This is a genomic window from Neisseria brasiliensis (assembly GCF_009671065.1).
In the GTDB taxonomy this organism is placed as follows: domain Bacteria; phylum Pseudomonadota; class Gammaproteobacteria; order Burkholderiales; family Neisseriaceae; genus Neisseria; species Neisseria brasiliensis.
In genome coordinates this window covers 1,533,832-1,551,663 of sequence record NZ_CP046027.1, presented here as the reverse complement: position 1 = coordinate 1,551,663, position 17,832 = coordinate 1,533,832, and the positions used below count along the sequence as shown (strand labels likewise).

At 53.9% G+C, this 17,832-nt stretch carries 15 protein-coding genes and 1 pseudogene; 8 read left to right on the top strand and 8 right to left on the bottom strand.

Annotated features, from left to right (window positions below; translation table 11 throughout):
• The first annotated feature begins 127 nt into the window (after positions 1-127).
• The 3 genes from GJV52_RS07905 to betT all read left to right on the top strand — a co-directional run bounded on the left by GJV52_RS07905 (position 128) and on the right by betT (position 5,195).
• Positions 128-1,360, top strand: coding sequence for a BCCT family transporter (locus GJV52_RS07905; RefSeq protein WP_229439401.1), 1,233 nt, complete (start codon positions 128-130; stop codon positions 1,358-1,360).
• Positions 1,361-1,504: 144 nt separating this feature from the next.
• Positions 1,505-3,100: a BCCT family transporter gene (locus GJV52_RS07900; RefSeq protein WP_100564288.1), complete on the top strand. Its 1,596-nt coding sequence runs from the start codon at positions 1,505-1,507 to the stop codon at positions 3,098-3,100.
• A gap of 88 nt (positions 3,101-3,188) precedes the next feature.
• Positions 3,189-5,195 (top strand): choline BCCT transporter BetT, encoded by a 2,007-nt coding sequence (betT, locus tag GJV52_RS07895; protein ID WP_095503568.1) that lies wholly within the window; start codon positions 3,189-3,191, stop codon positions 5,193-5,195.
• A gap of 70 nt (positions 5,196-5,265) precedes the next feature.
• Here betT and GJV52_RS07890 read toward each other — a convergent pair whose 3' ends face one another.
• The gene (locus GJV52_RS07890; protein ID WP_095503567.1) at positions 5,266-5,565 is read right to left on the bottom strand and encodes a hypothetical protein; all 300 of its coding nucleotides are present in this window, start codon (positions 5,563-5,565) and stop codon (positions 5,266-5,268) included.
• 166 nt (positions 5,566-5,731) lie between these two features.
• Positions 5,732-6,100, bottom strand: a pseudogene (locus GJV52_RS07885) (glutamate racemase); the annotation flags it as partial.
• Between the two features lie 85 nt (positions 6,101-6,185).
• Between GJV52_RS07885 and pgmB the strand changes: the two are divergent.
• A complete protein-coding gene (gene pgmB, locus GJV52_RS07880) occupies positions 6,186-6,851 on the top strand; it encodes a beta-phosphoglucomutase (RefSeq protein ID WP_095503566.1) in 666 nt (221 codons plus the stop codon).
• Positions 6,852-7,014: 163 nt separating this feature from the next.
• On the opposite strand, the gene nadB is transcribed toward pgmB, so the two are convergent.
• Together nadB and nadA are read right to left on the bottom strand one after the other, a co-directional pair.
• Positions 7,015-8,523: an L-aspartate oxidase gene (gene nadB / locus GJV52_RS07875; RefSeq protein ID WP_095503618.1), complete on the bottom strand. Its 1,509-nt coding sequence runs from the start codon at positions 8,521-8,523 to the stop codon at positions 7,015-7,017.
• Positions 8,524-8,574: 51 nt separating this feature from the next.
• On the bottom strand, positions 8,575-9,687 hold the full coding sequence (gene nadA / locus GJV52_RS07870; RefSeq protein ID WP_070655630.1) for a quinolinate synthase NadA: 1,113 nt from the start codon (positions 9,685-9,687) through the stop codon (positions 8,575-8,577).
• Positions 9,688-9,843: 156 nt separating this feature from the next.
• Here nadA and GJV52_RS07865 point away from each other — a divergent pair, with 156 nt between their 5' ends.
• Positions 9,844-10,782 carry an NUDIX hydrolase gene (locus GJV52_RS07865; protein ID WP_095503616.1) on the top strand — a complete coding sequence of 313 codons (939 nt, stop codon included), beginning with the start codon at positions 9,844-9,846 and terminating at the stop codon, positions 10,780-10,782.
• Positions 10,783-10,856: 74 nt separating this feature from the next.
• The gene (gene nadC, locus GJV52_RS07860; RefSeq protein WP_095503615.1) at positions 10,857-11,738 is read left to right on the top strand and encodes a carboxylating nicotinate-nucleotide diphosphorylase; all 882 of its coding nucleotides are present in this window, start codon (positions 10,857-10,859) and stop codon (positions 11,736-11,738) included.
• Positions 11,739-11,793: 55 nt separating this feature from the next.
• Here nadC and murI read toward each other — a convergent pair whose 3' ends face one another.
• Positions 11,794-12,603, bottom strand: coding sequence for a glutamate racemase (gene murI, locus GJV52_RS07855; RefSeq protein WP_154143257.1), 810 nt, complete (start codon positions 12,601-12,603; stop codon positions 11,794-11,796).
• 256 nt (positions 12,604-12,859) lie between these two features.
• On the opposite strand from murI, the gene tsaE reads away from it, so the two are divergent.
• Both tsaE and GJV52_RS07845 read left to right on the top strand, forming a co-directional pair.
• On the top strand, positions 12,860-13,330 hold the full coding sequence (gene tsaE / locus GJV52_RS07850; RefSeq protein ID WP_095503613.1) for a tRNA (adenosine(37)-N6)-threonylcarbamoyltransferase complex ATPase subunit type 1 TsaE: 471 nt from the start codon (positions 12,860-12,862) through the stop codon (positions 13,328-13,330).
• Positions 13,318-14,550 carry an N-acetylmuramoyl-L-alanine amidase gene (locus tag GJV52_RS07845; RefSeq protein ID WP_100564290.1) on the top strand — a complete coding sequence of 411 codons (1,233 nt, stop codon included), beginning with the start codon at positions 13,318-13,320 and terminating at the stop codon, positions 14,548-14,550. Before tsaE ends, GJV52_RS07845 begins: the two co-directional genes overlap by 13 nt.
• Before the next feature lie 57 nt (positions 14,551-14,607).
• Here the strand turns inward: GJV52_RS07845 and GJV52_RS07840 are convergent, their stop codons facing one another.
• From GJV52_RS07840 to recG, 3 genes are all read right to left on the bottom strand, one after another.
• The gene (locus GJV52_RS07840) at positions 14,608-15,108 is read right to left on the bottom strand and encodes a GNAT family N-acetyltransferase (protein WP_095503611.1); all 501 of its coding nucleotides are present in this window, start codon (positions 15,106-15,108) and stop codon (positions 14,608-14,610) included.
• Positions 15,109-15,120: 12 nt separating this feature from the next.
• Complete coding sequence (locus tag GJV52_RS07835) at positions 15,121-15,657, bottom strand: isochorismatase family protein (protein WP_095503619.1); 537 nt, start codon at positions 15,655-15,657, stop codon at positions 15,121-15,123.
• A 97-nt stretch (positions 15,658-15,754) separates the two neighbouring features.
• Positions 15,755-17,797 carry an ATP-dependent DNA helicase RecG gene (recG, locus tag GJV52_RS07830; protein WP_100564292.1) on the bottom strand — a complete coding sequence of 681 codons (2,043 nt, stop codon included), beginning with the start codon at positions 17,795-17,797 and terminating at the stop codon, positions 15,755-15,757.
• Between the last annotated feature and the right edge of the window lie 35 nt (positions 17,798-17,832).

The following is a 17,832-nucleotide window of genomic DNA, read 5'->3' as shown; positions in this document are numbered from 1 at the left end:
ACCGTGCAGTAAGGCGGTCAGCAGCAGAAACCCACCGAAGCGATTTGTGAATGGCTCAATGCCGTTCACAAATCGCCGTAGGAATTCCCTCCCTTCAGGGAGGGAAGGACGTCAATTGGTGCCCGCCGTGTCAATTGCCTATTTTGCCCATGTACGCAATTCGCCGATTTTGAAGGTCAGCCAAAGCCTGATGCCGCTTTTCGGCGAGAAATTCGCCAAGAGCAACTGGGGCAAGCTGGTGGATATTTTCTTTGTGTTCGGCATGATTGGCGGCGGCGCGACCTCGCTCGGTTTGGCCTCACCCATGATTACTGAAGGCCTGCACGAACTTTTCAACACACCGAAAGACATCACCATGCAATTGGTGGTGCTGCTGGTGACCACGCTGATTTTTGCCTACAGCGCCTATCAGGGCTTGCGCGGCGGCATTCAATTTTTATCCAACATCAATTTCTATATGGCTGTGGCGTTTTTGCTGTTTGTGTTGGTGACGGGGCCGACGGTGTTTATGCTCAATACCGGCTTGGAAAGCATTGGCCGCTCACTCACCAATATGATTAAGATGATGACGTGGACGGAAGCATTCGGCGAATTCTCCGGCCACGGCTTCCAAAAAACAGGCTTCCCTCAGGATTGGACGGTGTTCTACTGGGCATGGTGGCTGGTGTTTGCGCCGACCATCGGTTTGTTTATCGCCAAAATTTCCAAAGGCCGCACCATCCGTCAAATGGCGGTCGGCTCGATTTTCTTCGGCTCGCTCGGCTGCTCGGTGTTTTTCATCATCTTGGGCAACTACGGCATGTATCTGCAATTGACCGGCGCGCTCGATGTGGTGGCCGTGTTGAATGAGCAAGGTGCTACCGCCACTATTTTTGCCGTATTGAACACCTTGCCGATGGCGAAATTGGTGATTGCCGTGTTTACCGTGTTGGCGATTATCTTCACTGCCACCACGTTCGACAGCATTTCCTACATTCTTTCTTCGGTGGTGCAGCATGAAGTCAACGACGAGCCACACCGCTGGAACCGCTTGTTCTGGGCGTTTACTTTATGCTTCATGCCGGCGGTGTTGATGTTTATCGGCGACTTGTCCACCCTTCAGACGGCCTCGATTTTTGCCGGTGCGCCTTTGCTGATCATCATGAGTTTAATCATGTTGGCAACCATCAAAGCAGCCAAATACGATTTACACTACCAACCGGATTATTCACTCAGCACCATTCACATCGAAACCGTGCCGGATAATGCACCGTGGGAAGACGGCGATACTTCGCAGGCACCGGAAGGCTCGGTATTGGCGCAACAGGCGATTTATGAAGAAATGCGCCAGCAAAACAATGAAAACAATAAGAACCCTTAACTCGGCTTTCAGACGGCCTTTTGATGCGCATCAGGCCGTCTGAAAAGCCTGTCCCCTTGCCAATTGAATGTCTTTCGATAAGGGCGTATATTAATTATTCAAAATAAAATAATTTAATACCATCCAACAATCTTGGAGAAAATCATGTCGAAACAACTTACTGTTTTGAATATTTCTGCTGTATTGATTGTGGCGATTACCGCCATCGGTTTGATGTTTCCCGCAGCCTTCGGCCACTACGCCGATGTGATTTACCAATACATCGCGGCGCATTTCGGCTGGCTGTATATGCTGTCGGTGTTTGTGTTTGATGTGTTTTTAATCGGGCTGATTTTCACGCGCTACGGCAAATTGAAGCTGGGGCGTTTCGATGAGAAACCGGAATTCAGCACCGCTTCATGGATCGGTATGCTCTTTTCCGGCGGCTTGGGCGTAGGGATTGTGTTTTGGGGCGTGGCCGAACCGATGACGCATTTTGCCAGCCCGCCGCTGCCAGGTGTTGAGCCGGGTTCGATTGAGAGCGCACGCATGGCGATGGGCTATACTTATTTCCACTGGGGTTTGTCGCAATGGTCGATTTTTGCCATTGCCGGCCTGATTATCGGCTTATTTCAATACCGGATTAAGAAAGACAGCTTGGTATCGACCTCGATGGAAACGCTGTTTGGCCACAATTACCCGACCTTTTGGCGCCGCACGGTCGATATTTTAGCGGTGATTGCCACCGTGATGGGTATTGCTACGTCCATCGGCATGGGCGTATTGCAGATTAACGGCGGCCTGACCTATGTGTACGGCCTGCCGGGCAATCCGTGGACACACGCGGCGATTTTGGCGGTGATTACGGTGATTTTCGTGATTTCGGCCTCGTCGGGCTTAAGCCGCGGCGTGAAATGGCTGTCAAACATCAATATGGCGATTGCGCTCGGTTTGACGCTGTTTATCATGATTCTGGGGCCGACTTCGGTGATGTTGAAATCGCTCGTGACCGGCATCGGCGATTATTTGACGCACTTTATCGATTACAGCCTGCGCCTTGACCCGTTCCGCAAAGAAAGCAACTGGGTAGAAAAATGGACGGTGTTTTACTGGGCATGGGTGATTTCATGGAGCCCGTTTATCGGCGCGTTTATCGCCCGCATTTCGCGTGGCCGCACCATTCGTGAATTTGTTGTGGGCGTGTTGATTGTGCCGCCGCTGATTTCGTTTTTATGGATTGCGGCATTCGGCGGCACGGCGATTTATCAGGATTTGTATGCCAATGCGGGCTTGGCGCAGGTAGTGGCCAATGATTACACGCTGGCGATGTTTGCCTTTTTGGAGCAATTCCCACTGCACACATTTACTTCTACCGCCACGCTGGTGTTGATTGCCACCTTCCTGATTACCTCTGCTGACTCGGCCACACATATTCTGGCCAGCATGAGCAGCGGCGGTGCGCTCAATCCGACATTGCGCCTGAAAATTGTCTGGGGCTTTTTGCTGTCGGGCATCATTATGGCGCTGCTGGTGGCGGGCGGTTTGAAAAGCCTGCAAGCGGGTTCGATTGTGGCCGGTTTGCCGTTTACGATTATTCTGATTTTGATGTTATTCGCGATTATCAAAGTGCTCCGCATCGAAGCGCATTTGGTGCTGCCGGACACATTGCCGATTAAGCGCCCTGCCGAAGAAGCGGAACGCTATCACCGCGGTGAAGAAGAAGTGCCGACCCACCGCCCAAGCGAAGAATTTCCCGATTAAGTTTCATCTTCAGGCCGTCTGAAACCTGGATGCTTTTCAGACGGCCTTATCCCCCGACAATAATCAATCAAACATAAGGAGAAAGCCTATGCAGAATTCCGCGTTTTCCGGCGGCGCCAAGCTAGCGGTGAATAAAACCGTGTTTTTGGCATCGTCTGTGATTACGGTGGCGCTGATTTTGTTCACCATTTTATTTCCTGCCGTCAGTGAAACCGTGCTCGGCGGTGCGCTCAAATGGGTATCCGACCATTTCGGCTGGTATTACATGCTGGTGGTGGCTGCTTACGGCGTGTTTTCGCTGTTTGTCGGCGTCTCGCGCTACGGCGACATCAAACTCGGGCAAGACCAAGACAAACCGGCTTTTCCGTTTTTGGCGTGGGCGGCGATGTTGTTTTCCGCTGGTATCGGCATTGATTTGCTGTTTTTCGGCGTATCCGAACCGCTCACCCACTACCTTGCACCCAATATCGGCGAAGGCAGCACACCTGAAGCGGCACGCGCGGCCTTGGCGCAAACTTTTTTACACTGGGGTTTGCACGGCTGGGGCATTTACGCGCTGATCGGCATGGCTTTGGCTTATTTTGCTTACCGTAAAAACATGCCGCTGGCTTTACGCAGCGCCTTGCTACCGATTTTCGGGCAAAAACGCGTCAACGGCTGGCTCGGCAACACCGTCGATATTTTCGGCGTGGTGTGCACCCTGCTCGGCATTGCCACCAGCTTGGGTATCGGTGTATTGCAAGCCAATGCAGGTTTGAACCATGTATTCGGCATCGACACCAGCAAAACGGTTCAGACGGCCATTATCTTGGGCGTAGTCGCAGCAGCAGCGTTATCGGCCATGTCGGGCGTGGACAAAGGCGTGCGCCGTCTTTCCGAAATCAATATGCTGGGCGCGACAGGCTTGTTGATTGCGCTGTTGGTGATGGGGCCGACGGTGTTTCTGTTCAACGGCTTGGTGGACAACATCGGCAGCTATTTCCAAACCATCATGGACAAAACCTTCCGCGTGTATGCTTATGAAGGCGAATCCGGCGCGGAATGGAAATCGGCTTGGACTATTTTCTTCTGGGCTTGGTGGGTGGCATGGGCGCCGTTTGTCGGCCTGTTTATCGCGCGCATTTCACGCGGCCGCACGCTGCGCGAATTTGTGTTCGGCGTGATGTTTATCCCGTTGGGCTTTATCTTTGCGTGGTTCTCGATTTTCGGTAACAGCGCCATCGATTTGGTCAACAGCGGTCAAGCGGCCGATCTGGCCAAAACCGCAGTCGAAAATCCGGCGATGGGTATGTTTTTGCTGTTTGAACATTATCCGCTGGCCGGTTTGTGGTCGACCATGGGCGTGATTATCGGCTTGATTTTCTTTGTGACTTCTGCCGACTCGGGCGCTTTGGTATTGGCAAATTTGAGTTCGCGCGATTTGGCTTCCACCGCCGATGCGCCGGTGTGGCTGCGTTTATTCTGGGCAGCCGGCACAGGCTTGGTGACATTGGGCTTACTGTTTGCCGGTGGGTTTGCTTCTCTGCAATCGGTGTCGGTGGTAGCCGGTTTGCCCTTCTCGCTGATTTTGGTGCTGTACATGATTTCGATGTGGATCAGCCTGCGCCAAGAAGGCATGAAGCGCAAAGCAGGCCAAGTTGACCGCGCATTGGTGCTCGACAACGGCCTAAACTGGCGCAACCGCTTAAGCCGTTTGACCAACTTCCCTGACCTTCAGACGGCCAAACATTTCATGACCCATACATTGGAACAAGCCATGGCGGAAGTGGCGATTGAATTGGAAAAAAAACGCCTTGAAGTCGAGCTCACCACCGAAAACGGCGGCTTGGTGCATCAAATTGCCGTTCGTTACCCTGAACAAAGCGATTTTATCTATCGTGTGGAACTGATTGAAGCAGAAAAACCGATTTTCGCGCTCGGCCAAGCAGGCAATTTGGCTTCCAGCCAAGAGCATGAAAAATACTACCGCGCCGAAGTCTTTTTGATTGAAGGCAGTCAGGATTACGATATTCTCGGCTACACCAAAGAGCAGGCGATTATCGATATTTTGAATCAATATGAACGCCATATTCAGTTTCTGTATATGGATCGCTAAGCGCTAAAACATCAAGGCCGTCTGAAAATCCTTTTTCAGACGGCCTTGAGTATATCCAGCGTAACAACCATTAGGCAGCTTCTTTTTGTTCCGCCTTATCCACGGCTTTACGCTCTTGTTCACGTTTTTCACGTTGCTGGCGCATTATTTTGCGCGCTTCCCGATTACGGCGGGATTTTTCGATTCTGTCGGAAATGCGCTGGTTGAGCGTTTTTTCCGGGCGTTTGGCCGCAATCACATCATCTGCCACTTGGCTCAAAGTCACATCGTTCAGATCAAATACTTGTGCTTTATCCAAAGAAGCGGCATTTACAGATGCGGCGAGCATCAACACCGGCACCCACCATAACAATCGGCTTGCGTTGTTCATATCGTTCTCCTTCACAGTTTTCAGACGGCTTCACATTCATGCCCTTGCCTGATGGATTTATGATAGCAATTTCACCACTCGAATGCATGCGCTTTTTTGTCTCAACCTGTATGTAAAGGCCGTTTGAAAAACTATTTCCAAACGGCCTGAAACCATTATCATCTTCTTAGCCTAACGTTACCATTTCAATCTGCTCCATGCTTCGACCCAAGAAACGCTCGCCGATGGTTCGGAAACGCAGCGGAATGTCGCTGACATAAAAGCGGTAATCCGGTGCGGGATTGTCGGTATTGAGCAATCCGGCTTCGGTTAAGGCTTTGGCGGTGGCTTCGGCAGTAGTGATGGCCGAATCGACCAGAGTCACGTTTGGCGCTTCCTGACTGATGAGCGGCTTGAGCAGCGGAAAGTGGGTGCATCCCAGCACCAGCGTATCGATGTCGTCCACCAGCAGGGGTTTCAAATATTCGCGCACGGTCAGACGGGTGACTTCATGCTCAAGCCACCCTTCTTCCACCAGCGGCACCAGCAAAGGCGAGCCGCTCGATTTGCAGGTGTACGGCAAAGACATCACGCTCAACGGCAGCCACACCGTTGCATTGGAAAAATAAGGAGGGCGCAAAATGACTTTTACCGCAGTGCTCTTTGATCTCGATGGCGTCATCACCGACACCGCCGAGTACCACTACCGCGCATGGAAAAAGCTCGCCACAGAACTGGGCATCAGCATCGACCGCAAGTTTAACGAGCAGCTCAAAGGCGTATCGCGCGACGATTCGCTCAAACGCATCCTCGCACACGGCGGCAAAACCGTCAGCGAAGCCGAGTTCGCCGAACTGACCCGCCGCAAAAACGACAACTACGTTGAGATGATTCAAGCAGTCAAACCCGAAGACGTGTATCCCGGCATTTTGCCCCTACTGGAAGCATTGAGGGCAAACGGCAAAAAAATCGCCCTCGCGTCCGCCAGTAAAAACGGCCCATTCCTGCTCGAACGCATGGGGCTGACCCACTTCTTCGACGCCATTGCCGACCCTGCCGCCGTCGCGCATTCCAAACCTGCCCCCGACATCTTCCTCGCCGCCGCCGAGGGCGTGGACGCAGACATCCGCCAATGCATCGGCATTGAAGACGCCGTCGCCGGCGTCGCCGCCATCAAAGCCGCCGGCGCCTTGCCCATCGGCGTGGGCAAAGCCGAAGACTTGGGCAGCGACATCGCGCTAGTGTCCGACACCGCCGAGCTAACCTACGCCTACCTGCAAAACGTGTGGGCACAGTCAGGCAGATAAAATACTCAGGAAGTAGAAAGGCCGTCTGAAAAATATTTCAGACGGCCTTTCTACTTTTAGAACAAAATAATAACCCAACTTACGCAACCCTAAAAACTGAATGCCAATTTCTCAACCATGCTATTCAAATTTATTTGAACGATTTTTTTCTAACCAGCCAACCTTAACAATCCCTATTAAAATGCGCGCCAATATTTTGCCGTCTAGCGTATGCGGCTTGGGCGACAGCGAGGCTGCATTCGAGTAGGTTGCGGTTTTCGTATTCGGACGCGGTGTGCGGTTCGGCTTGGTTTTGCTTCCAAAGCCGCAGTTGGGCGATAGCATGGCGTAGGTCGGTATCGTTGCGTAGGATGCCCAGATGGCGTTGGTTGAACGTTTGCAGGACGGGGCGGCTGAATGTGTTTTGAAGGTCGTCTAAAAAGATGTCTGTTTCGGCGGTGGGGTTTTCAGACGACCTTTTGGACGGTACGGTTTGGAACGCTTGTCCGTCCGCGATGGTTTGGGCGGCAAGTCTGGCGGTAACGACGCATTCGAGCAAGGAGTTGCTGGCGAGGCGGTTGGCTCCGTGCAAGCCGGTGCAGGCGGTTTCGCCTAAGGCGTAGAGCTGTGGCAGGGAGGTTCTGCCGCTGGGGTCGGTTTGGATGCCGCCGCAGGTGTAGTGTTGCACTGGGCGGACGGGGATGGCTTGGTGCGTGATGTCCAAGCCGCATTGGGACAGGCAGTGCCGATGGATGGACGGGAAATGCTGACGGACGAACTCTGCGGGTTGATGGCTGATATCGAGTGAGACGAAGTCTTGCGTTTGCTTGGCGATTTCGGCGGCGATAGCGCGGGCAACGATGTCGCGCGGCGCAAGTTCGGCGCGGCGGTCGTAATGCGGCATAAACCGTTCGCCCGATTGGTTGGTCAGGATGCCGCCTTCGCCACGTACGGCTTCGGAAATCAGGAAGGTGCGGCCGTTTTCAGACGGCCTTGCCAGGCCTGTGGGGTGGAATTGGATAAATTCGAGGTTTTCGACTGCGCAGCCTGCGCGTATCGCCATGGCGATGGCGTCGCCCGTGCATTCGGGTGGCGTGGTGGTGGCGGCGTAAATCTGTCCCAAGCCGCCGCCTGCAAGTACGGTATGGCGGGCGCGGATGCGGTAGGTTTCTTGCGTTCGACAGTCGAGGACGGTCAGCCCGCACGCCGCGCCTGATTCGATTTGAATGTCCAACGCCATCTGCCGCTCGCAAACGCGGATGTTCGGGTGGCGGCGTATTTGGGCAATCAGGCTCTGCATGACGGCTTCGCCCGTGTAGTCGGCGACGTGGGCGATTCGGCGGCAGGTGTGCCCGCCTTCGCGCGTCAGGTGCAGGTCGTTATTATTTTGGTCGAACGCCACGCCCTGCGCCAGCAGCCATTCGATTGCCGGTTTGCCCTGCGACAGGATGGTGCGGACGGCGGCTTCGTTGCACAAACCTGCACCCGCTTCCAAAGTATCGGCGACGTGTTTTTCGATGTCGTCCTCTCCCGACCACGCCGCCGCAATCCCTCCTTGCGCATGACGGCTTGCGGTGTCGTCCAGCCGGTTTTTACACAAAATGACGATGCGGAACGACTCAGGCAGCGACAGGGCGAGCGTCAGTGCCGCCAGCCCGTTTCCGGCAATCAATACGTCGCAATCGGTTTGCATGGTGTTGTCCTTGTTTGAGGGGTCGTCTGAAACGGCAATATGGACGGAAAATCAGGCGGGGCCCATACCGTTGAACACATCCCCGCGCTTGAGTCCTGCCGCGAAGTCGAGCATACGCTGCAAGGGCAGTTTGGCGGCTTCGCCCAGCTTCCTGTCCAACAGAATTTCGTTGTGTCCGCTTGTCAGGGCGTATTTGATGCCGCCCAGCGAATTCATCGCCATCCACGGGCAGAACGCGCAGCTTTTGCAGCTTCCGCCGTTGCCCGCCGTCGGTGCGGCGATAAATTCTTTGTCGGGCGCCTGCTTTTGCATTTCGTGCAGGATGCCCAAATCGGTCGCCACGATGAATTTTTTTTCAGGACGCGATACGGCGGCCTTGAGCAATTTGCTGGTCGAGCCGACCACGTCGCCCAGCTCGATGACGCTTTGCGGCGATTCAGGATGAACCAGCACCACCGCGTCGGGGTGTTCCGCCTTCAACGCCGCCAGTTCCTGCCCCTTGAATTCGTTGTGGACGATACACGAACCCTGCCACAGCAGCATATCCGCGCCCGTTTCGCGGCGGATGTAGTCGCCGAGGTGGCGGTCGGGTCCCCAAATCAGCTTCTCGCCGCGCGATTTCAGATACGACACGATTTCCAACGCCACCGAAGACGTTACCACCCAGTCGGCACGCGCTTTCACGGCGGCGGAAGTGTTGGCGTACACCACTACCGTGCGGTCGGGGTGTTGGTCGCAAAACGCTGAAAACGCCTCTTCCGGACAACCCAAATCCAAAGAACATTCCGCTTCCAAATCAGGCATCAGCACCGTTTTTTCAGGGCAGAGGATTTTCGCGCTCTCGCCCATGAATCGCACACCCGCCACCACCAATGTACCGGCTTCGTGTTCCGCGCCGAAGCGTGCCATTTCCAGCGAATCTCCCACACATCCGCCCGTTTCCAAAGCCAAATCCTGAATCAACGGATCGACGTAATAATGCGCCACCAAGACCGCATTTTTCTCCTTCAGCAAGGCCTTGATTTCGTCTTTCAGACGACCTGCCGTTTCGCGGTCGGGCGTGTCGGCAACCTTTGCCCACGCCTGACGGATTTGGCAGGCAGAAGTCGGCGTTTGGATGAGTGGCATATCATAATCGAACGAGCGGCGGGCGGCGGTTTGCATGAGACTTCCTTATGGCTGGTTTTTCAGACGGCATAAAGATTTGCCGTTTATATTTTGAAATATTTTTATATTATGCTCAAATTGAGTATAATAAGCAAGGTCGTCTGAAAACCGCTTTGGTTTACAATAAGGTTTTCTCTTGAATGAAAGCCACGCATGGATGCCTATCCTGAAACAGCAGCCAATACGCAAAGTATCGTCGAGCTTGTTCCTGTACTGATCGCCATTACAAACGACAGCTTGAGGGTTTTGACAGTTGCCAAAGGAGAGCTATTACCCAATGGCCTGCTTGCACCGCTTCGCCACTCTCTACAAGCAGGAGTCAGGATGTGGGTTGCCAAACAGACATCACAGCCTATGGGCTATGTGGAACAGCTTTATACGTTTGTAGATACGCGCCGTCAAAACGAGCAAGGCCTACCTGTCTTGTACGTCAGCTATTTGGGGCTGGTGCGCGAGGCAGCCGACAGCATCCTGCACCCCGACGCAAAATGGCAGGACTGCTACGGCTATTTTCCATGGGAAGATTTGCGTACCGACGACGGGCTGCGCGACGCCATCGTCAGCCGCCTGCGCATTTGGGCAAACTCGGCGGATACGGAGGAAGTGCGCCAAAAGCGGCTCAAGCGCATTCATTTGTGCTGGGGGGTCGAACCGGAAAACTGGTCGGAAGAATACGTTTTGCAACGCTATGAAATGCTGTATGAAAGCGGCCTGATAGCGGAAGCCGCCGAGCCGCAGGTAAACTTCGACTTCGCGCTCACGGGGCAGCCCATGCGCCACGACCACCGCCGCGTATTGGCGACAGCTTTATCCCGCCTACGTGCCAAAATCAAATACCGTCCCGTGATTTTTGAACTGATGCTGCCCGAATTTACACTACTGCAACTGCAAAACAGCGTCGAAGCCATCAGCGGCAGATTGCTGCACAAGCAAAACTTCCGCCGCCAGATTCAGCAGCAAAACCTCATCGAGCCGTCGGATACCGGCGTATCAGGCAGCAAAGGCCGTCCTGCACAGCTTTACCGATTCCGAGATGACGTTCTGCCCGATCAGCTGATTTCTGATATCGGACTGCCGCTGGGTAGCTGCTAACTGATTTTCAGACGGCCTCAAATGAAGTTTTGCCCCATCGGGCAATATCAATATTTTTCAACAAAGGAACCTTCATGTCGTCTGAAAACAATCTTCTTCCTCTTCCCGATACCCTGTTGCGCCCCATGGTAGAACAAGCCTTAAGCGAAGATCTGGGCAGGCGAGGAGATATCACGTCCGCAGCCGTTATAGCGCCCAATAAAACTGCCAAACTTTTCCTGATCAGCCGCGAAGATGGCGTAATAGCAGGCATAGATTTGGCGCACCTTGCCTTTCAGACGATGGATCCGTCCGTCCGTTTCCAAGCTGAAATTCAAGACGGGCAAGCCGTTCGCGCAGGTCAGACGCTTGCCGCCGTCGAAGGCAACGCCCGCGCGCTGCTCACCGCTGAACGCACCGCGCTCAACTACCTCACGCACTTAAGCGGCATCGCCACCGCCACCGCGCATGCCGTTGCCGAAGTCGCCGAATACGGTACAGACATCGTGTGCAGCCGCAAAACAATCCCACTGCTTCGTGTCCTGCAAAAATATGCCGTCAGAGCAGGCGGCGGCGTAAACCACCGCATGGGCTTGGACGACGCCATCCTTATCAAAGACAACCACCTCGCCTATTGCGGCAGCATCGCCCAAGCTGTGCAGCAGGCAAAGCAGGCAGTCGGACCGTTGACCTGCGTGGAAATCGAAGTGGACACGCTGGCACAACTGGACGAAGCCATCGCGGCGGGCGCGGAACGGATTTTGCTGGACAATATGGACGACGAAACCTTAAAAGAAGCGGTAAACCGCTGCCACACACAAACCGCCCACCCTCACACCGTCTATTGCGAAGCATCGGGCGGCATCGGCTTCAACCGCCTGAAACGCGTGGCACAAACCGGCGTGGACGGCATCGCCCTCGGCTATCTGACCCACAGCAGCCGCTCGTTGGACATAGGCTTGGATTTCTTGGCTTAAGTTGGCTATAAAGCAAAGGCCGTCTGAAATTCCAGACGGCCTTTAATATCACCCATCAACCCAACGTTACCATTTCAATCTGCTCCATACTCCTACCCAGGAAGCGTTCACCGATGGTGCGGAAGCGCAATGGGATGTCGCTGACGTAGAAGCGGTAATCCGGGTTGTCGTTTTCTGTATTTAGCAAACCTGCTTGCGCCAAGGCTTTGGCGGTGGCTTCGGCGGTGGTGATGGCGGAATCGACCAAGGTGACGTTTTGCGCTTCGCGGCCGATAAGCGGTTTGAGCAGTGGGAAGTGGGTACAACCCAACACCAGCGTGTCGATGTCGTCGGCCAAGAGTGGCTTCAGGTACTCGCGTACGGTCAGGCGGGTGACTTCATGCTCAAGCCACCCTTCTTCCACCAGCGGCACCAGCAAAGGCGAAGCCTGGGTGCGCACCAAGGTATCGGCATTTTGCGCGTGAATGGCGCGGGCATAGGCATTGCTGTTGACGGTGGTGTTGGTGGCGATGATGCCGATTTTATTGTTGCGCGTAGTCGCCAGCGCGGCTTCGGCACCGGCGGAAATCACGTCCAATACGGGCATGTTACCGGCTTTTTGGCGGATTTTCGTGCCGGCGGTCGCCGCAATGGTATTGCAGGCGATGACCAAGGCTTTGACATCGTGTTCCAATAAAAAATCAACGATTTGCAGAGAAAAGGTTTCGATAGTGGCGCGTGATTTGGTGCCGTAGGGCACGCGGGCGGTATCACCGAAATAGACGATGTTTTCCATCGGCAGCCGCTCCATCAATGCGCGAACATTGGTCAGGCCGCCGACGCCGGAATCAAATACGCCGATGGGGCGTTGTTTGCTGATACTCATGATTGGTTGGGTTTAAAAGTCAATATGGCGGTTATTGTACACGCTTTCAGACGGCATTTTAATAGCCGTTTCGGCTGATGTTTTATCCGTAAACCCAGGCCGTCTGAAAGCAGCCCACCTGTATTTTTTAATCAACCCTGCTTCTCTACTTGGCTTTTACGCCAACTTTATCTAAATTTATCATTTGTAAGGTTTGCAAATCGGCGAGTTTCCAGCATAATTTATACTTTATATCACAATAACAAGGCTGAATTTTATGACTGATGGTGCGGGCGTGAGCCGTTTTCTCGCCGACGAAGAAGCGACTTTGGCGTTGGGCGCAAACTGGGCGAAATCGCTGAGTGCACCGTTGGTGGTTTATCTGCAAGGTGACTTGGGCGCCGGCAAAACCACGTTTACACGCGGTTTGCTGCGCGGTTTAGGGCATCAGGGTGCGGTAAAAAGCCCGACTTATGCCATTGTCGAATCCTACCCGCTCGCCGATTTTACACTGCACCATTTCGATCTCTACCGCTTCAGCACACCTGAAGAATGGGAAGATGCCGGCTTAGACGATTTATTCGACGGCCAAAGCGTTTGCCTGATCGAATGGCCGCAGCAAGGCGGCGAATTTACGCCCGCCGCAGACATCACCCTTTCATTAAATCACGCAGAACACGGCAGAACAGTAGTGTTCACCGCCCACACCACTCACGGCCGAAAAAGTTTGGAAGCATGGTTAAACTGACACGACGACAAATAGTCCGCCAAGCGGCGGGTTTGTTTTTTACACTGACGCCGGTTTCTGCCGCGTTGGCCAAAACCGCCAAGCCCGTTCAATTTGTGGCCGCCCGTATCTGGCCGGCACTCTCCTACACACGTGTGACGATTGAAGCATCTGCGGTATTGCGGTTTCAGCATTTTTTGCTCGACAACCCCAACCGACTGGTCGTGGATATTCAAAATGTCAACATCAATACCGTTTTACAAGGCATTTCCAAAAAAGTGTTGGCCGACGATCCTTTTATCCGCAGCATCCGAGTCGGCCAAAACACGCCGACCACCGTGCGCATCGTGATTGATTTAAAACAAAGCGTGCATCCGCAAGTGTTTGCACTGGCGCCGGTGGGCGGTTTCAAACACCGCTTGGTAATCGATCTTTATCCACACGGCGTAGATGTCAATGATCCAATGATGGCTTTGCTCAACGGCAATGCTTCTTCAGATCCATTACGCCCGCGCAGAGTGAATACCCCATCCCCGCCAAGCAACAGCAAAACACGCCGCCCTATCATCATGCTTGACCCCGGTCACGGTGGCGAGGATCCCGGAGCCATCAGTAAAGGGGGACTGCAAGAAAAGAACGTCGTCTTGTCTATCTCGCGCGAAGTCAAAAAACGACTGGAAGCCTTAGGCTATACAGTTTACATGACACGTAACGAAGATGTTTTTATTCCGCTCAATGTTCGCGTAGCCAAAGCCCGAGCAAAAAAGGCCGATTTATTTATCTCGATACATGCTGACTCATTTACCAGTCCCACCGCCCGTGGCACCGGTGTGTATATTCTCAACCCGCGCGGAGCCAGCAGCGCAGCAGCCAAATTTCTGGCACAAACCCAGAATAACGCCGATGCCATCGGTGGTGTCCGTGCCAGCGGCAACCCCTTCGTAGATAATGCCTTGCTCGATATGGCGCAAACCGCCACCATGCGCGACAGCCGTAAGCTCGGCCAATCGGTGTTGACGGAATTAGGTAAGCTCAATCAGCTTCACAAAGGCCGTGTGGATGAAGCCAACTTTGCCGTATTACGTGCGCCTGATATTCCATCGATTTTGGTCGAAACGGCATTCCTGTCCAACCCGATTGAAGAAAAGCTGTTGGCCGATGCGTCTTTCCGCATCCGCTGCGCCCAAGCGATTGCCACAGGCGTGCAGAAATATGTCAATTCAGCGATTTTGCGCCGTTAAGATAAATAAGATAAAGAGGCCGTCTGAAATTCAGACGGCTTTTTTTCTTCAATAAAATCAATCCAAAATCTTCTTACCCAAAATCACAATATCTGCCAACTGCGTTTCCAAATCGCACACCTGCGGCAAACGCCCCCATTCTTCAAAACCAAACGAACGGAACAAGCGAATACTGGCGTGATTGTGACCGAAAATCACCGCCAACACATTGCGGATGCCCAACGACGGCGCACGCTCCAGCATATAGCGCAGCAACACTTTACCCACGCCGACACCGCGTACATCCTGCCGCACATACACGCTGATTTCCGCGCTGATGTGGTAGGCTTGGCGCGGATAATAATCGCTGAAGCTGCCCCACGCCACAATCTCGTTGCGCACATCCCTTAACACCAGCAACGGCCGTTTGCCGCCATGCGCATCAAACCACGCCTGCCGCTCGGCTACCGTCACCGACTGTAAGTCTGCCGTCGATTGGCGCGACTCAATCGTGCTGTTGTAAATAGCGACAATGGCAGGCAAATCGTCCTGCACCGCTTCGGCAACCACATATTGCATTTCAGACGGCCTTTACTGAATCAGTTTCGATACAGTTTTAAACGCCGGATGCTTCGCGTCGCCCAATAATTGGAACAACACGCTTTCGCTGTTGCTCACCACCGCACCTGCATCGCGCATTTGCTGCAACGCATTGTCTTTATTGGCCGGATTACGCGAAGTGGTGCAATCAAACGGCACATACACCGCCAAGCCCTTAGCGCGCAAATCCAACACCGTTTGCAGCATGCACACATGCGCTTCGGCACCAAGCAAAATCACGTTTTCAATTTTCTTCTCATTCAACACAGCTTCCACTTCGGCAATCACCGCCGAAAAACGCGTTTTCTCAAACACCGCTGCCCCATCGCCCAACAAAAGCTGCACCGCCGGCACGGTTTTACCCAAGCCCTTCGGATACTGCTCCGTCGCTACCAACGGCACGTCCAAAGCCTGCAAACCCTGAATCACCACACGGCTGCGCTCAACCATCGACTCCGCATCGTGCAACGCAGGCAGCAAACGCTCCTGAATATCGACCACGATGCATAATGTATTTTCCGGTTTCATGATTTTTTCTCCTTTTTCAGACGGCATAAATAATGTGATTGGATTGTACCGTAAACGCAGGCCGTCTGAAAAATATTGCGTTTCAGACGGCCTTAAATCACACCCCCAAGTACCCTTCCCGGCTGCTCAACCACCGATCCAAGTGCGCCTGCACAATATCCGGCCGTTCGGCAATCAGTTTCGGCGCAATTTCGCGGGCTTGTTCGAGCAGGTGCAAATCTTCTTCCAAATTGGCAAACCGCAGCATCGGTACGCCGCTTTGACGTGCGCCTAAGAATTCGCCGGGGCCGCGGATATTCAAGTCTTGGCGGGCGATTTCAAAGCCGTCGGTGTGTTCGTAAATCACTTTCAGGCGCGCTTTGGCCAGTTCGCTTAATGGCTCGGTAAACAGCAGCACGCAGGCGCTGGCGGCGGCGCCACGCCCCACACGGCCGCGCAGCTGGTGCAATTGCGCCAAGCCCATGCGTTCGGCGTGTTCAATCACCATCAGGCTGGCATTGGGTACATCGACACCAACTTCAATCACGGTCGTCGCCACCAACACATTCAGACGGCCTGCGATAAATTCGGCCATCACTTCGGCTTTTTCGGCGGGTTTCATGCGGCCGTGCACCAAGCCGATGTTGAGTTCGGGTAAGGCCGTCTGAAGCTCGGCAAGAGTATCAACGGCGGTTTGCAGTTGCAGCGTTTCGCTCTCTTCAATCAGCGGACACACCCAATACGCCTGCTGCCCTTTTTGGCAAGTGCCCAACACCAGCCCTTCGACTTCGGCACGGCGCACGCTATTCACCAGCCGTGTTTTAATCGGCGTGCGGTTGGGCGGCAATTCGTCGATGACGGACACGTCCAAATCGGCGAAAAAGCTCATGGCCAATGTGCGCGGAATCGGCGTGGCCGACATCATCAGCTGATGCACGTCGTTGCCTTTGTTTTTTAGGGCCAAACGTTGCGCCACGCCGAAGCGGTGTTGCTCGTCGACAATCACCAAGCCGAGATTGTGGAAGGCAACATCGTCTTGAAACAGCGCATGCGTGCCAACGGCGATTTGGGCAAGGCCGTCTGAAATAGCGGTTTTGTTGCTGTCTTTTTCTTTTTTGCGCTGGCTGCCGGAAAGCCAAGCCACGGTCAAACCGAGTGACTCAAACCATTGTTTGAACTTGATAAAGTGTTGTTCGGCCAAAATTTCGGTCGGCGCCATTACCGCGACTTGCGCACCGGCTTCGATGGCGGTGAGTGCGGACAAGGCGGCGACAATGGTTTTACCGCTGCCGACATCGCCTTGCAGCAGGCGGTGCATGGGAAAGGTTTCGGTCAAATCTTGCTTGATTTCGCCCACCACGCGCTGCTGCGCTTGAGTCAGGGAAAATGGCAACGAGTCAAGCAGCTTTTGCACCAAGCTGCCGTCGCCGTTTAACGGTGCCGCTGCGCCGCTGACGCGTTTTTGCCGCGCCAAGCGCATGGACAGTTGCTGCGCCAACAGTTCGTCAAATTTCAGCCGCTGCCATGCGGGCAAGGTGCCATCTGAAAGCTGGTGTATGGTGAAGCTCGGCGGCGGCGAGTGCAGCAGGCGCAGGCTTTCGGCCAAGTGTGGCAGTTTCAGACGGCCTAATAAATCGTCGGGCAAGGTGTCGTGCAAAGGAATGCTGTCTAAGGCCGTCTGAACAATGCGGCGCAGGGTCGGCTGGTTTAAGCCGCTCACCGTCGGGTAAATCGGTGTAAGGCTTTCGGCCAAACCGGTACTCTCGGCATCGCGGATTTTCGGGTGAATCATCTCATCGCCGTAAAACCCGCGCTTGATTTCGCCCACCGCGCGAATGCGTTTGCCCACCGCCATTTGCTTTTGGTGGCTGGCGTAAAAATGAATAAAACGCAAATGCAACACGCTGCCAGAACCATCGGCAATCTGCACCACCAATTGCTTGCGCGGCTTGAAGGTCACTTCCTGATGCACCACTTCCCCTTCCACCTGACACGGCACGCCCACCGGCGCATCGGCAATCGGCATGATGTGGGTTTCGTCTTCATAGCGCAAAGGCAGGTGCAGCGCCAAATCCCACGCGCTGTTTAAATTCAGCTTGTCGAGCTTTTTGGCGGTGGTGTCGGTGACTTTGAGCTGTTTTTGGGTTTCGGGTGTCATCATGGCGGTTATATTCAAAGCAATCGTGTTTGCCGTAT